Source organism: Gilliamella sp. ESL0250 (assembly GCF_013345045.1).
Lineage (GTDB): Bacteria > Pseudomonadota > Gammaproteobacteria > Enterobacterales > Orbaceae > Gilliamella > Gilliamella apicola_H.
Window position 1 is genome coordinate 234129 of the sequence record NZ_JAAEDV010000003.1, and the last position, 16157, is coordinate 250285.

Below are 16157 nucleotides of genomic sequence, written 5' to 3' on the forward strand. Positions count from 1 at the left end.
GCTAGTTTCATGGATGATACGAGTAAATATAAGTCGGTCATATTTTGCAACTAGATCGGGGGGTAGGGGATTGGCTACAACTCCCTAGCTCGGATGTTGTCACTGTCGCTATTTATTCCACCAACAGCTCAAAACGTCCGAAATTCAATCAAGCAAATTGTAACCAAACACTGCCACTCAAACCCGAAAATTATAAAAAAATATTTACATCATTGATTTGATTTTGTTTTTTCTTTTTTAACAAAAACAAAATTTCAATCTCTTAAAGCTTTCTCCAAAGCTTAATATGTCTTTTCCTTTATATTTCTTTACAAAAAAACCTAAAAAACTAGCCAAGCTTTTTTTTTAACATTATAATTTTGACGGTGAAAATTAAGTTATCTTATTTTATAGGATAACGACATAAAAAAGTATAGTAAAACAATGTGTTAATTAACATACAGGATGTTATGAAGTATAATTATGGACAACAGACATGGCAAACCTATGTCTTAAATTTATCAAATCACCGCGTTAGACGGTTTTTTATCTTTCCCTCGTTTATATCATCAAAATTATCTACAGAATTAATTACAAAAATCCCATTGGCATGGGTGTCTTTGTTATCATTGCCGTGTTCGCTCAGCTCACAGGCATTAACAGCGCATACTAGCCAAGGGATTCAGGGTAGTGCGCCGTATTTAACGTTTGATGGGGGACAGACTAAGGCAACAAATACTGACATGTTATTGTCTATTAAGTTGCAGGATGGTCGAGTAATCACGCCGTCAACAAATATATCAAGTTCGACAAATCCGATAAGGTTAGCTGATGGAAATACTTTTAATGATATACACATGGTGGTGCCGTCGGGGGCAACTTCAGTAAGTTTAAATGATTTAGTGAACACCTATCATTATTGGGGAGATGCTGATGGAGATGGAGAGGGGACCAATGGTGTAATGGCATCAGGAAGTATATCGGTGAGTTTTACTGATAAGAATGGTAATACAGTAAGTCGTAGTGATGCATTAGATATATGTAATGCGCCTTATAAGGTAACATTAAGTAGTGAAGGAGGACGTTTAATTACCCAGTATGGTGTGCCGAATAGCAGTACTTTTAGTGGTAGTTCGGTGGTGTATTATATCAACCTGAATTCACAACAGCCTAAAGTTTGTTACGCAAGGCCGAATTTGAAATTTGGCTCTAATTTCTATGGCGACAATCTTGATTACGCTGGCCCATCTAGCATTTGGAACCGGAGGAAGGGTTTTTTAGTTCAGTCAACCAATCCGTCATCTTACAATCGTAATTTTCCTACTACGGGTGCAGATGGATTGTATTTTGATTTACTCATAGAAGGGGTTGATGAGAGTCAGTTGACGTGGTATCCAGTCACGCGTGGTGGAATAACTGCAACAGTGAGCTGGACAAGGCCGCATTCTGGTTCATTCCCACTCCCAAATGGAGGTACAACACAAGCCGATAGCTGGATTATTGATAAATCCAAGAATGTAACACGGGTAACGTTAACGGGTCCTAGGGCGGATAGCACTCAGATACAGTCAGCTAATCCTAGTCGGCTGACTCGCCCCTCTTTGCCACAGACCTTTGAGTTGGTGGGTAGGGATAGTCATGGTAATGAGGTGAAGTATGGATTTGTGTTGAGGCAGTGGTTTGTCAATAGAAGGAATCAAATGGATACTGCGTCTAATCATATATCTTGGTGTAGTCGTTTGGGTTATCGTCTTGCTAAGGTCAATGATTTGACTAATGCGAAGTGTGGTGTAGATAATAGTTTGTTCCCATGTGTAAATGACATAGATGGCACCACACCATCCTCAGGTGGTAATTATTACCAGCGTCACATAGGTGCTGGTTTTTTCACTGAGTGGGGCCTTATGCACAATTACGTCGATGGGGGCTTCGTCGTCACCTTCTACTGGGCAGGCGACACACCAAGCCCTATCAGCAATGTCAGCGCGTACAATGGCAAGGTCTACTTCTATAGCGATAGCAAATCCTACATGGATCGTGCTGTTTGCACAGCACCTTAGCATTAGTCCTTAGGCGGCGGGGGCAATTATGGTACAAATAAGAGGATAATCTAACAAAGAACAGCGCCCCTGCGTAGTTGGGGCGCTGGGCAGGCAAGGACTGCGAGCTTTGGCTTTAATGACGGAAAGTTAAAAAAGCGCCTCTCCCCCCGCCCGATGACGTCGAAAGCGTGGTTGGCTGCCCTAATGGATTACGCTGTTGCGGTTTAAATTCGTGGTCACTGTAGTTATTTTAAACATCCAAACTACAATCGTTCAAAACCACTGCACATAATCCATTCTAACCATCAAATAAAAAAGGCTTTATAGCCCGCCAAAAATCAGTAAGGAAATCGGTTTATTTTATTAAATTTTTATTTGACAGCTTTTAAACAAACTCTCTAAATACTAAAACGGAAAAAACACTGGTACTAAAGCAATATCTACCGCCATAACCAAAAAGGTTAACGGCACGCCAATTTTGACAAAATCCCCAAAACTATATCCACCTGGTGCAACCACCATGGTTTTAATTGGTGATGATACAGGGGTAATAAATGATGCGGATGTGGCAATGGCTACCGTCATGGCAAATGGGTAGGGCGAATACCCAAATTTTAGTGCTAAATCAATGGCGATTGGTGCAATTAAAATGGCGGTTGCGGTATTGGATATAAATAATCCAATCGTTGAGCATAATAAGAAAATAAAGGTTAGTACCATATAAGGGCCAAAAGAACGCAGGTGAACTTCAAGCCAAGCAGATATAAGCGAAATCCCGCCCGTTTTATTGAGAGCGAGGGCAAAAGGCATCATACCGATAATTAAAATTAAGGTTGGCCAGTGTATGGATTTATAGGCATTGGTCATATCAATACAGCGTGTCGCGCCCATTAATAAGCAGGCAATTAACGCAGCAACCACATTGGGCACAATGCCGGTCACCATTAACGTAATCATAATCGCTAGGTTAATTAACGCCAGCGGCGCTTGTGAACTTGCTGGTGCGATATCATCAATATCCGATGGATAGTCTAATACCACAAAATCACTGGTTCGCGTTTGTAATTTTTGTATTGATCCCCAGTCACCACAAACCAATAGTGTATCGCTCATTTGTAACCGTTCTTGGAATAAGTTGTTTGTTTCAACGGGGGCATGATTACGCCAAATGCCAATTACTGTTAGGAAATATTTTCCTCTAAAATTAATTTCATTGAGTGTTTTTCCACATAGTGTGGATTCGGGCAGTAGGGCGACTTCGGTCATACCGACTTGTTTTACTTGTTCTGAAAAATACTCACCGCGTAAAACTTTGGGTTCAAGGTTATTGGTGGTTAAAAAGGTGCGATAATCTGCCTCGGAGTGTGACATATCCAGTAGTAAAATATCATTTTCACGAAACTCAGTTGAACCATTAACGGGAATTAATACTTTGTGAAATTTGCGCCAACGTTCAATACCAATAACATTTACGCCATGTTCACTACGCAAATGCAAGCCATCAATTGTGCGACCAACAAAAGGCGATCCCGCTAATATTTGTGCACGGTGGGCACGGCCAATTAATTTATAGTCACGGATTAAATCGGTAATTTTTCGTCTTTGCGGTTGGGTGTTAGTTGGGGTGACTTGTTCAGCTGTGAGCAACCAATTGCGTGTTAACACACAATAGATGACCCCAACAACTAAAACTCCTAAACCAATTGGTGTAATTGAAAAAAAACCAAACTCGTTTAATTTAAAATGATTGAGTTCACTGTTAACAACAAGGTTTGGTGCGGTTGCAACTAAAGTCATCATGCCACTAATTAAAGCGGCAATACAAAGTGGCATCATTAATTTTTTAACGTGAATACCTGTGTGATTCGCAATACTAATGGCAACAGGGATGAAGATGGCAACTACTCCTGTTGAACTCATCACTGAGCCGAGTAATGCAGCGCCTAACATGATATAGATAATAATACAAATATCGTTTTTGCCAGCTATTTTAAGGATATATTCGCTCATTTTGTACGATATGCCGGTTCTAACTAAGCTTTCCCCAATAATAAATAATAAAGCAATTAAGATGATATTGGGATCACTAAAGCCAGCTAATGCCTCTGATGGTGTTAACACGCCACTAATGGTGATAGCTGTAATGGTGAGTAAGGCAATAATGTCCATTCTCAACTTACTAAATGAAAATAGTAAAATGGCGATAAATAACAATAAACAGACGATAATAAAAGGAAAATGTTGGCTTAAATAATCAGGCAAAAAAGCAGTAATCGACGACATTAAACTATGTCCAGATGACGATTGTTCCACGGGATATGACTCTATTATTTCAATAAGATTTTCGACATAATAACTTGATTTATTACAATAGGGAATATGTTGCCTTAAACTTTGTTGTGCAACATCATCACAATGGCTCTGTTTTTAGCATTTATTGCTGTTTATGTTAAATCCTATTCGCGTTATTAAAATGTGGGTGTAATTTATACAAATGGGCGAATACATTCAAAGAACCTTTTAGGAGATTATATGTCATCAAAAAAAACAGTTGCACAAATTATCGTTGATGTTTTAGCTGAGGCTGGGGTTAAGCATTGTTATGGTATTGTGGGAGATACGTTAAATCAGATCTCTTCAGCTATTAAAAAAAGTGATATTGAGTGGGTTCATGTTCGTCATGAAGAAGTGGGGGCTTTTGCAGCAGGGGCTGAAGCTTATTTAACAGACCAAATTACGGCTTGTGCTGGATCTTGTGGGCCAGGCAGTTTACATTTTATTAATGGTATTTATGAAGCACAACGTAATCGTGTTCCTGTTATTTTGTTAGCAAGTCAGCTCGGTACTGCACAACAAGGCACTGACTTTCCGCAAGAGGTTGATTTTGAAACGCTATATAAAAATTGTTCTGTATTTTGTCGGCAAATCAATGATCCAACTCAGGTAAGGCAAATTACGACTGCTGCCATTCAAGCCGCAATTAATCAACGAGGTGTTGCTGTTTTAGTCATACCCTATAATATCAGTTTAGAGAAAGTTGAAGATAATAGTGGTCATAAAATTTATCATCCGCATCCTGTTATTCGCCCATCAGATAAAGAACTTGCCGAAATCGCCCGCCTCTTAAATGAAAGTCATAAAGTGACTATTTTTGCCGGCCAAGGTGTTTGTGAAGCTCATGATGAACTTATTGCTTTAGCAAACAAATTAAAATCACCGATTGTACATACTTCGAGAGCAAAGGATTTTGTTGAATATGATAATCCTTATAATGTCGGTATGACGGGAATGTTTGGCATGGCGTCAGGAACAACTGCAATAAAAGAGTGTGATGTGCTTTTAATGTTAGGAGCTGATTTTGCATGGTCACAATTTTATCCTAATAACGCCAAGATTATTCAAGTTGATATTGATGCAACTCATCTTGGTCGACGACACCCTGTAGATCTAGGCGTGGTTGGTAGTAGTAAGCCGACTATAGCGGTACTACTATCGTTAGTCGATGATAAGCAAGATGCGACTTTTTTAGAGTTGTGTCAAAATTTATATACTAAATCAATGTGTAAATTGAATAAAAAAACTGTTTCTTCTCGCTCGACTATTCATCCCCAATATTTAACTGAACTTGTTGACCAATATGCAACAGAAGATGCCGTGCTCTGTGCCGATGTTGGTTCTGCTATGGTTTGGGCGTGTAGGCACTTTAATACTAATGGAAAAAGGCGCACAGTAATTAGTTTAAAACATGGCACTATGGCAAATGCAATGCCACAAGCATTGGGCGTGCAAAAGGCCTTCCCTAATCGTCAAGTTATTACTTTATCGGGTGATGGTGGTATCAGTATGTTATTGGGGGATTTATTAACGACAATTCAAGAAAAGTTGCCAATCAAAGTTATTGTACTGAATAATGGTTCACTTAACTTTGTCGAATTAGAGCAAAAAGTCGAGGGTTTGGTGGATCACTATACCGATTTACAAAATCCTAATTTTGCAAAAGTTGCAGAAGCTATGGGCATGTTTTCTATAAGCGTTGATGATTCACAGATGCTTGAAGCGGCGATGCAATCCTTTTTAGCGCATCCTGGCCCTGCGTTATTAGATGTTAAAACCAGTGCGAACGAGCTAGTGATGCCGCCTGAAATCCATGCCTCGCAAGTGATGGGAATGGCGCTTTATGGTGTCAAAGCGTCATTAAATGGAAAGATTGGTGATGTCGTAAATTTATTGGTGGATAATTTTATAAAAAATAACCCAGCCCAGCCCAGCGTCTGCATTGATCACACAAAAGAATTGATCAATATTTTTTGAAAAGGAAGGTGTTTTATATCAGTTTTAAAGTCTTCTGCCGCCTATGCGGCAGAAGACTAGAATTAGAAGCTAACAGCGCCTTCTTCTGCGGAAGTTAGATTTTCACGAATAACGGTGAACAGTTCGCGACCATAGCCATGATGTGACTCGGTCAAATCGAAAGGATAAGGTTGACGTTTAGCCAGTTCGGCTTCGTCGACTAATAATGTTATTTCGCCTGTTTGACCATTAACTCGAATCATATCACCTTCTTGGACTTTACTTAATAAGCCACCATCATAAGCTTCAGGGGTAACATGAATGGCTGCTGGGACTTTACCAGATGCTCCCGATAATCGACCGTCAGTTAACAAGGCAACTTTATAGCCTTTATCTTGTAGTACACCTAGTGGCGTTATAAGTTTATGTAACTCTGGCATGCCGATTGCTTTTGGCCCTTGATAACGCACAACCACCACACAGTCTTTATCTAATTTACCTGCTTTATATTCAGCATCTAAATCATATTGGCTATTAAAGATGACAGCTGGCGCTTCGATAATTTGATGTTCTGGTGCTACCGCAGAGGTTTTCATAATGGCACGGCCAAGGTTGCCTGACATCACTTTTAATCCACCATGTGAATTAAACGGTTTTTTGATTGAGGCAATGACACTTTCATCTAATGATTTTGTTGGGCCTTCGCGGAAAATGAGTTTGCCATTTTCTAAAATTGGTTCTTGCGTATAACGGCTAAGTCCACGTCCAACCACAGTTTCAACATCTTCATGCAATAAACCACCAGCTAATAATTCTCGAACCAATAAAGATGTGCCACCAGCGGCTTGGAAGTAGTTAATATCAGCAGGACCATTTGGATAGATTCGACAAAGTAAAGGCACAACGGTTGATAAGTCTGAAATATCATCCCAATTGATAATAATGCCGGCAGCTTTCGCCATGGCAACAATATGCATGGTTAAATTTGTTGAACCACCTGTTGCAAGCAGTGCAACTAAACCATTGACAATCACTTTTTCGTCGACCATTTTACCAACTGGCATATAATTCCCTGATTGGTTGGTGAGGCGAGTAATCTGTTTAGCGGCGGCATTAGTTAATTCAAAACGTAATGCGGTTTCAGGATGAACAAAAGCCGCACCAGGCAAATGTAATCCCATTAATTCAATCACCATCTGGTTACTATTGGCTGTACCATAAAAAGTACAAGTCCCGCTGGTGTGGTAAGAGGCGGATTCTGACTCCAGTAAATCTTCACGCGAAGCTTTACCTTCTGAGTAAAGTTGACGGATACGCACTTTTTCTTTATTGGATAATCCCGATGGCATCGGGCCTGCTGGCACAAAAATAGCCGGTAAGTGGCCAAATGTTAATGCACCAACAAATAATCCGGGCACGATTTTATCGCATATGCCAAGATATAGCGCACCATCAAACATATTATGTGAAAGGCCAACTGCAACCGACATCGCAATTACATCGCGGCTCATTAATGACAGTTCCATTCCCGGTTCGCCTTGTGTCACACCATCGCACATAGCTGGCACACCCCCCGCCATTTGCCCAACGGCGCCCACTTCGTGCAATACTTTGCGAATTTGTTCCGGATAAAATTCGTAAGGCTTGTGCGCTGAAAGCATATCGTTGTAAGAACTAATAATACCAATGTTACTTTTTAAGATATTTTTTAGATCCTTTTTGTCATCAGTACAACAAGCAGCAAAACCATGCGCTAAATTGCTACATGGCAAACTAGATCGCGTTACTTGTTTACTCATAGCATGTTCTATTTTTTGTAAATAAGCAGCACGCGAAACCTTAGAACGCTCAATAATACGTTGGGTTACAGCTTGGACAGTCGGATTCACATTAACCTCTTCTTTCAATTGTATCGTTTTTTTATTGTTTTTTTAGCAATGGCATATTGCGCGTATTACTTGTTCAGTATCGTGCACAACCTCGTTTAATGATTGTTCAATGTTGATGTTGTAAACATCTTTCTCATCGGCGGTTGGTTCTTCAAGCGTATCAAATTGCGATTGAAGCATACCGGTTTTTTGGAAGTGACCTTTGCGTTTCGCCAGACGTTCAGCAATGACATCATAGCTACCTTTTAAATAAATAAAATGTATGTTTTCGTTTTCACCACGAATAATATCTCGATATTTTCGCTTTAATGCCGAACAGATAATAATTGAAACATCATTGACATTACTCATTGCAAATGCAGCATTACTGATTAAATTAAGCCAAGGCATTCGGTCTTCATCGTTTAATGGTGTACCGCTACGCATTTTTAGAATATTGGTCTTTGGATGTAAAAAATCGCCATCTAAAAAAGCAGCCTCTAGGTTGTACGCTACTTGTTTGGCAACCGCTGATTTGCCGCACCCCGATACACCCATTAATACAAAAACTTGTTTATTTTTTTTAGTCATTATTGATCCTTTGTATACCTTTGCTTGTTACGGGTAACATTTTTACACGTTCATCTTTTTTTGCAATCTAAAAAAGTATCTTTTGTGATCTGGATCAGATTTTATTTAATTCTTAAATAGAGAGTCAGTGATTTATTTGTTGATCTTTACAGTGAAAAATAGATTTCGATCACAAAAATAAAAAATCTCATTTGCTTTTTAATTCGAAAGAAAATAATCTTTCGATATGGTTTTTGTTTTCGAAAGTCATAATTTAAAAACTTACATAAAAAAACAATAGTGGAGAACAATGATGAATAAATGTCAGCTTCTTTTCGAAGACAATCTTAAATTTGACAATGAATTAGAGGCATTAACTTATATTAGCGAGCAATTACAACAAAAGGGGATTGTCAAAGAAAGCCATTTGCAAGCTTTAATTGAACGGGAAGCATTATTTCCAACAGGTATTGCTTTTGATGGGTATGCTGTGGCGATTCCGCATTGTGAAGCAACGCATGCTAATACACCGGCAATCTTTATTATTCGGACTCAAACACCGGTTGCTTTTAATCGAGCCGATGATGACAGCACCGTTGATGTTTCACTGATTATTTCACTTGTTGTTACTGCGCCAGAAGATCAAATTGAACTATTAAAAGCACTTTTTTCAAATTTACAAAATGAAGACTTCTATCAATTTTTATTAAATGCTCCGCAAAATGAAATAGCGGTGCGTTTTAATAACGTGATATTTAATCAATAAGTTTCAGGAGGCATTATGAAAAAAAAGATTATTGTTGCTTGTGGAGGGGCGGTTGCAACATCAACTTTGGCTGCCGAAGAGATAAAAGAGTTATGTAGCGAAAATAATATTCAACTTGACCTTATTCAATGCCGTATTAACGAAATTAATACGTTTATTGATGATGTTGATTTGATTTGTACTACAGCCAGAATGGATCAGCATTTTGGCGATATTCCAATTGTTCATGGCATGCCTTTTGTATCTGGCGTGGGTATCGACCAGTTAAAAGAAAAAATTTTATCTATTTTAAAAGGATAAATCTATGTTTACTGAAATAATGCAGTACATTTTGGATCTTGGTCCATCGGTGATGTTACCCATTGTGATTATCCTATTTTCGTTAGTGCTAAGAATGAAAGTAGGTGATGCATTAAAAGCGGGGATTCATATAGGGATAGGGTTTGTTGGTATAGGTCTAGTTGTTGGCTTGTTAACCAGCTCGGTTGGGCCAGCAGCTCAAGCGATGGCCGAGCGATTTGATATTAGCCTAAATGTTATTGATGTCGGTTGGCCGGGGGCAGCACCTATGACTTGGGCATCACAAATTGCTTTAGTTGCCATTCCTATCGCAATTGCAGTGAATATTGTTATGTTAGTTTTAAGGTTAACTCGCGTGGTTAATGTGGATATTTGGAATATATGGCACATGACCTTTACCGGCGCGCTTGTTTACATTGCAACCGGTTCTTACTGGCTTGGTATTGCAGGGGTTATTGTTCATGCCATTATTGCTTATAAACTGGGTGATTGGTTTGCCAAAGATACCAAAGATTTTTTTGAGCTTGACGGTATTGCGGTTCCTCATGGTACGTCTGCATATTGTGGCCCAATTTCTGTTTTTGTTGATGCTGTCATTGAAAAAACACCAGGCATTAATAAGATTAATTTTAATGCTGTTGATATGCAAAAACGGTTTGGTGCGTTTGGTGAGCCGGTTACTGTTGGCTTATTTATGGGCATCATATTAGGTTTATTAGCAGGGTATGGTGTGAAAGAAACGCTACAACTAGCGATTCAAACTGCAGCGGTAATGTTATTAATGCCACGGGTAATTAAACCTATTATGGATGGATTAACACCGATCTCTAAACAAGCACGTAAACACTTGCAATCCAAATTTGGTGGGCAAGATTTTCTTATTGGTTTAGATCCCGCACTGTTATTAGGGCATTCAACGGTGGTATCGGCGAGTTTAATTTTTATTCCATTAAGTATTTTTATCGCCATCATCCTACCTGGTAATGAAGTTTTACCTTTTGGTGATCTGGCAACTATTGGCTTTTTTATTGCAATGGGGGTTGCGGTGCATCAAGGGAATCTGTTTAGGATCATTGTTTCAGGCTCTATTATTATCGCCATTACACTTTGGATTGCCACCCAAATGGTTCCATTGACTACTCAACTAGCCATTAATGCAGGCACGATGACTACGAATAATGGTGTTTCGGTTGGGGCAATGGATCAAGGTGGGTCACCCATTACTTATCTTATGGTTCAGTTGGTCAACTTGAAACAACCTATTGGTTTTGCCCTTATTGGATTGTTTTACCTTTTCTGCTTATTTTTGACATGGAAACGTGCCCAAAAATACCAGTTATTTCTAAAAAATCAATCATTAGCTCAAGAAGATGGAGTAATAAAATAATCCCAAAACAGTCATCACCAAAATCAATCAGAATGCTTTCACTCAGTAACGAGTGAAAGCAATACATCAACGTAATTTGTTTACCAATAAAGGAAAATAACATGAAAGCGGTTGTTGTCAACGAAGGGGGAGCTTTATCTATACAAAATATAGAAATGCCCAAAATAACATCTCCAGATCAAATTTTAGTTAAAGTGGCTTATTGTGGATTATGTGGTTCAGATATTCCGCGTATATTTCACCATGGTGCTCATTTTTACCCGATTACACTTGGTCATGAATTTAGTGGCACAGTTGTGGATACGGGGCATGGCGTGACTGAGTTTGACAATGGTGATTTAATCTGTTGCGTACCATTATTGCCATGCTTCACATGTGATGAATGTCAAAAGCATTACTATTCACTCTGTAAAAATTACACTTTTGTGGGCTCAAGGATAGCCGGTGGCTTTGCAGATTATATTGTATTAGATAAGAAAAATGCATTTAAATTACCTAAAGGTATCAGTCCACTTGAGGGTGCCTTTTTTGAACCGATGACCGTTGGTATGCATGCTTTGTTATTGGCTGATGGATGTGAGGGCAAAAATGTTGTCATCGTTGGCGGTGGCACAATCGGATTACTTGCTATGCAATGTGCCAAGGCAATGGGGGCAAAATCAGTTGCGGTTATTGATATTAACCAGCAGCGCCTCGATCTAGCTAAACAATTAGGCGCTGATGCGGTATATCATTCTCAAGATCTTAGCGCCGACGCGATTTACCAAGCTTTATCTTCATCACGCTTTGATCAAATTGTATTAGAAACGGCGGGTTCACCCGTTACGGTTAACTTAGCCATTGCAATTGCAGGCCCTAGAGCGAAGATAGCCTTGGTGGGTACACTTCATCATGATATTACACTTCCAGAAAAAACATTCGGACTTATTTTACGAAAAGAGTTACAAATTTTAGGCAGTTGGATGAACTATTCAGCGCCATGGCCAGGTAAAGAGTGGCAACTAGTAAGTCAGTACTTTATAGATGGAAAAATTAAACTTGATGAGCTGATTGCTGGCATGGGTGACTTTGATTCATTTATTAAACAAGTGACTGCCTTAAATGGTCGCCCTATGAATGGCAAAATTTTATTAAATTGCATGTAATTATTTTGATTTAAGTCAGCCATTGAAAATGAAACCTTATCTTTTGATTCTGTTTGTTATACACTGCTAAAAAATTTTCGAAAAAGGAAATAGTATGAATGCAAGTGAAAGACGCCAACAGATAGTAGAACTTCTTAATATGAAAGGAACGGTGTTAGTTTCTGATTTGTCGGAACAGTTCAATGTTTCGGAGGTCACAACCAGAACCGATCTGAGATTGCTAGAAAAACAAGGAGTGCTAACACGATTTCATGGCGGAGCAACCAAAATCATAAATAACGGTGACTTAAAATCATTTAAAGAACTGCAATTAGAAGAACGTTATCAGCGATTTATAGAAGCTAAAAAACGTATTGCAATTGAAGCGGTTAAACATGTTAAAGAAGGTGACACTATTATTTTAGATAGTGGTAGTACTACCATGTTGATAGCTGAAGAACTCGTAAAATTGAAGCATATTACTGTGATTACCAATAGTCTTACTTCTGCATTTATATTATCAGACAATAGTGACATTATGCTATTTATGTGTGGTGGTACACTTAGACATAAAACGCGTTCTTTTCATGGAAAAATTGCTGAGCAATCGTTAACTGGCATCTCTGCTGATATTTTGTTTGTTGGTGCAGATGGAATTGATGCAAAAAGAGGAATAACAACGTTTAACGAAGGTTACACTATCAGCAGTGTTATGGCTAATGTCGCCAAAAATGTGATTGCCGTGCTCGATTCATCAAAATTTGGTCGTAATGGGATTAATGTTGTGTTACCACTTAGCCAACTTGATACCATTATTACTGATACTGATGTTGACAGTAGCTGTAAACAAGAATTTGTGGCAAAGGGTATTAAATTAATAGCGGTTTAATATTTGTGCTTACACTCGTGTGTTTTTATATCTTAATTGGTCATAAATATTAAAAACCATTACTCGTTTAGGTTCGATCCCCTAAACGATAAAAATTTTTGCTTCTAGCCAAGTCGATTTAATGGTAGTGATCATTTAAGCTTGTTATTTCTCCCAACGATATCAATGCGTAGGAGAGAATATGATATTAACAATTACGATGAACCCTTCGGTGGATATATCGTATCCATTAAATAAATTAGCGATTAATGATATTAATCGAGTCTCAGAGGTAAAAAAAACAGCAGGAGGTAAAGGGCTTAATGTAACTCGAGGCATTAAATACTCAGGTATTCCTGTTCTTGCATCAGGCATTATAGGTGGAACAACGGGCGAGTATATTCAAAAACAATTAGATAACGATAATATTAATTACAACTTTTATATCACCCAACATGAATCAAGAAACTGTATTGCCATTTTACATGAGGGAAATCAAACTGAAATTCTAGAGTCAGGGCCAGTATTAGATAATCATGATGTCAATGTTTTTCTGGAACACTACCAAAATTTGCTTAGCCAAGCGCAGGTTATTGCTATTTCAGGGTCATTGCCACAAGGATTTCCAGTCGGTTTTTATACTCAACTAATTGAAAAGGCAAATAGGTATCAGATCCCTGTATTGCTAGACTCATCCGGTAAGATGTTATTAGAAACGCTCATATCTAAAAATAAACCTTTTTTAATCAAACCCAATAAAGATGAACTACAGCAGATTATTCAAATGGATATCGATCCAAATGATGTAACTTCATTAGTTAAAGCCGTTAATCATCCTTTACTAAATGATATTGCTTTTATCATCATCTCATTAGGTAAAAACGGCGCTTTTGCTCGTTGTCATCACAACTATTACCAAGTTTCAATTCCTAAAATTAACGTGGTTAATCCTGTTGGATCGGGTGATGTTACGTTAGCTGGCCTTGCTGTTAGCATTCATGAAAATGAAGCTGTAGAGGTAATGCTTAAACGTGCGATGACTATGGGAATGCTAAATGCAATGGAATCGCAAACCGGTTTTGTCAATATGGATAATTATGACAAGTATTATCAACACGTTAAAGTCACCAAAATCATTGCAAAATAACAGATTAATGAGGATTAAATTATGTATCTTATTTCTAGTCAAGAGATGTTAAAAAAAGCTCAACGTGAATGTTATGCTGTGCCCGCATTTAATATACACAACCTTGAAACCATCCAAGTTGTTATTGATACCGCTAAACAGATGCAATCCCCCGTGATACTTGCAGCAACGCCAGCAACTTATAGTTACGCAGGAATACAGTATTTAATCAGTATTTGTGAAACAGCAGCAAGCATTCATCATTTTCCTTTTGCGTTACATTTGGATCATCATGAAGATATCAGTGATATTCAAACAAAAATAGAGGCAGGAATTAGATCGATTATGATTGATGCTTCGCATCACCCCTTTGAAGAAAACATTGACATAGTTAGTAAAATGGTTGCTTTTAGTCATAAATATAATGCCAGTGTTGAAGCCGAACTAGGTCGATTAGGCGGGCAAGAAGATGATCTTATTGTCGATGATAAAGACAGCGCTTTTACCGATCCCGATGCCGCTAAAGAATATGTTGAACGAACTCGGATTGACTCTTTAGCGGTGGCAATCGGTTCAGCACATGGCTTATATAAAGGCGAGCCAAAACTGGATTTTGATCGTTTAGCAAAAATTCGCGCTAAAGTTGATATTCCTTTGGTCTTACATGGTGCATCGGGCATTCCCGAACAAATGGTTAAACAATCGATTTCTTTGGGCATTTGTAAAGTGAATGTGGCAACCGAATTAAAAATTGCCTTTTCAGATGCTTTAAAACAAGATTTTAAACTCCATCCTGACGCCAACGATCCAAGGCACTATATGCAGCCAGCAAAAGCCGCCATGAAAAAAATTGTTGAAGATAAAATTCGTATTTGCGGTAGTGCAGGTAAATTATAATATGAAAGATCAAGGCGTTGTTTTAAATTATTAGGAACGTACAATTCATTACCAGCAGTTGATCGCTGCTGGTTAAAATGTGTTAAGTAACAGAAATTTAAGTATTTGTAGGCATGACTTGCGTTGTTTAGCGTAATTTAAAAAACGATTGTAATGCATAGACATAACCCAGTATCCCAAACAGGTGATATCGCGCCTATATTATAAAGAAAAACCACCGTCACCGATTTGGCTAACCGCTTTATGAGCAGTCATCCAGCCATTGATTGCACCAAAAGGCCTCATTAAACATTAAATAACCTGCCCCCATTGAATATAAAACACGGAAACAGATAGCGTCATTTTCTAGGTGAATTGTATGCACACTATCGGGTATTTACTCATCTGTTTGCTTTTTAGGCGCTATTTTTTGTAAAAAATATTCAGGAGTCTATACCGTTTCGCGATAAATTAAGACTTCTTTTGTATCCCATTTAGTTGTGATACTTGCCATAAGCTATATTTATTTTTCTTGTAAATAAATGGTGTATATCAATTTTTACCCCAAATTTTATATTTTTATCTAAAAGGGTTAATACGTCATATTAACACGACAAATTACCGTTTAAATCTATTACTTAATTGAGTAACTCATTCTATTAATGGCATAAAAAAACTCTTGACTGTTTAAAAAAAATACGTATTTTAATGGTGTAGATTACCTTATGATTTATTTTAGATAACCAAAATTATAAATATAAAACAAGGACTAAGCTATGGGAATAATAGATCAATTAGCCAGTCATCTTGATTCACTTGCCAGAACCACCCCGTTGAATCGTTACTCGCTTTCGATAGATGGACTTGAGATGACAACAGATATTTCGGTCTTATCACTCGAAGGCAAAGAGCAGTTAAATCAACCTTGGCAATATTACATTGATTTTACCAGCGCAAATCG

General features: G+C 38.2%; 13 protein-coding genes. 10 read left to right on the forward strand and 3 right to left on the reverse strand.

All coding sequences use genetic code 11. The features are described from left to right. Nucleotides 1-449 precede the first annotated feature (449 nt). Entirely contained in the window at nt 450-2039 is a 1590-nt protein-coding gene (locus GYY69_RS04355) for a hypothetical protein (protein WP_174796568.1), read from the forward strand. A 387-nt stretch (nt 2040-2426) separates the two neighbouring features. Here the strand turns inward: GYY69_RS04355 and GYY69_RS04360 are convergent, their stop codons facing one another. After that, nucleotides 2427-4334, reverse strand: a complete 1908-nt coding sequence (locus GYY69_RS04360; protein WP_202984946.1) for an SLC13 family permease — start codon at nt 4332-4334, stop codon at nt 2427-2429. A gap of 219 nt (nt 4335-4553) precedes the next feature. On the opposite strand from GYY69_RS04360, the gene GYY69_RS04365 reads away from it, so the two are divergent. Then, nucleotides 4554-6332: a thiamine pyrophosphate-dependent enzyme gene (locus GYY69_RS04365; protein ID WP_174796569.1), complete on the forward strand. Its 1779-nt coding sequence runs from the start codon at nt 4554-4556 to the stop codon at nt 6330-6332. A 62-nt stretch (nt 6333-6394) separates the two neighbouring features. Here the strand turns inward: GYY69_RS04365 and edd are convergent, their stop codons facing one another. Continuing rightward, the gene (gene edd, locus GYY69_RS04370) at nt 6395-8200 is read right to left on the reverse strand and encodes a phosphogluconate dehydratase (RefSeq protein WP_174796570.1); all 1806 of its coding nucleotides are present in this window, start codon (nt 8198-8200) and stop codon (nt 6395-6397) included. 42 nt (nt 8201-8242) lie between these two features. After that, entirely contained in the window at nt 8243-8770 is a 528-nt protein-coding gene (gene gntK, locus GYY69_RS04375) for a gluconokinase (protein ID WP_174796571.1), read from the reverse strand. 292 nt (nt 8771-9062) lie between these two features. On the opposite strand from gntK, the gene gatA reads away from it, so the two are divergent. The 8 genes from gatA to GYY69_RS04415 all read left to right on the forward strand — a co-directional run. Then, a complete protein-coding gene (gatA, locus tag GYY69_RS04380; protein ID WP_174796572.1) occupies nt 9063-9515 on the forward strand; it encodes a PTS galactitol transporter subunit IIA in 453 nt (150 codons plus the stop codon). 15 nt (nt 9516-9530) lie between these two features. Beyond that, nucleotides 9531-9815 (forward strand): PTS galactitol transporter subunit IIB, encoded by a 285-nt coding sequence (gatB, locus tag GYY69_RS04385; protein WP_091348475.1) that lies wholly within the window; start codon nt 9531-9533, stop codon nt 9813-9815. 4 nt (nt 9816-9819) lie between these two features. After that, nucleotides 9820-11202, forward strand: coding sequence for a PTS galactitol transporter subunit IIC (locus GYY69_RS04390; RefSeq protein WP_174796573.1), 1383 nt, complete (start codon nt 9820-9822; stop codon nt 11200-11202). A gap of 101 nt (nt 11203-11303) precedes the next feature. Continuing rightward, the gene (locus GYY69_RS04395; RefSeq protein WP_174796574.1) at nt 11304-12347 is read left to right on the forward strand and encodes an alcohol dehydrogenase catalytic domain-containing protein; all 1044 of its coding nucleotides are present in this window, start codon (nt 11304-11306) and stop codon (nt 12345-12347) included. 94 nt (nt 12348-12441) lie between these two features. Next, entirely contained in the window at nt 12442-13215 is a 774-nt protein-coding gene (locus GYY69_RS04400) for a DeoR/GlpR family DNA-binding transcription regulator (protein WP_174796575.1), read from the forward strand. A 181-nt stretch (nt 13216-13396) separates the two neighbouring features. After that, entirely contained in the window at nt 13397-14341 is a 945-nt protein-coding gene (locus tag GYY69_RS04405; protein ID WP_174796576.1) for a hexose kinase, read from the forward strand. A 21-nt stretch (nt 14342-14362) separates the two neighbouring features. Continuing rightward, on the forward strand, nt 14363-15217 hold the full coding sequence (locus tag GYY69_RS04410; RefSeq protein WP_174796577.1) for a tagatose bisphosphate family class II aldolase: 855 nt from the start codon (nt 14363-14365) through the stop codon (nt 15215-15217). A 755-nt stretch (nt 15218-15972) separates the two neighbouring features. Beyond that, nucleotides 15973-16157, forward strand: a 185-nt coding sequence (locus tag GYY69_RS04415; RefSeq protein WP_174796578.1) for a hypothetical protein, incomplete at its 3' end; no start/stop codon positions are given.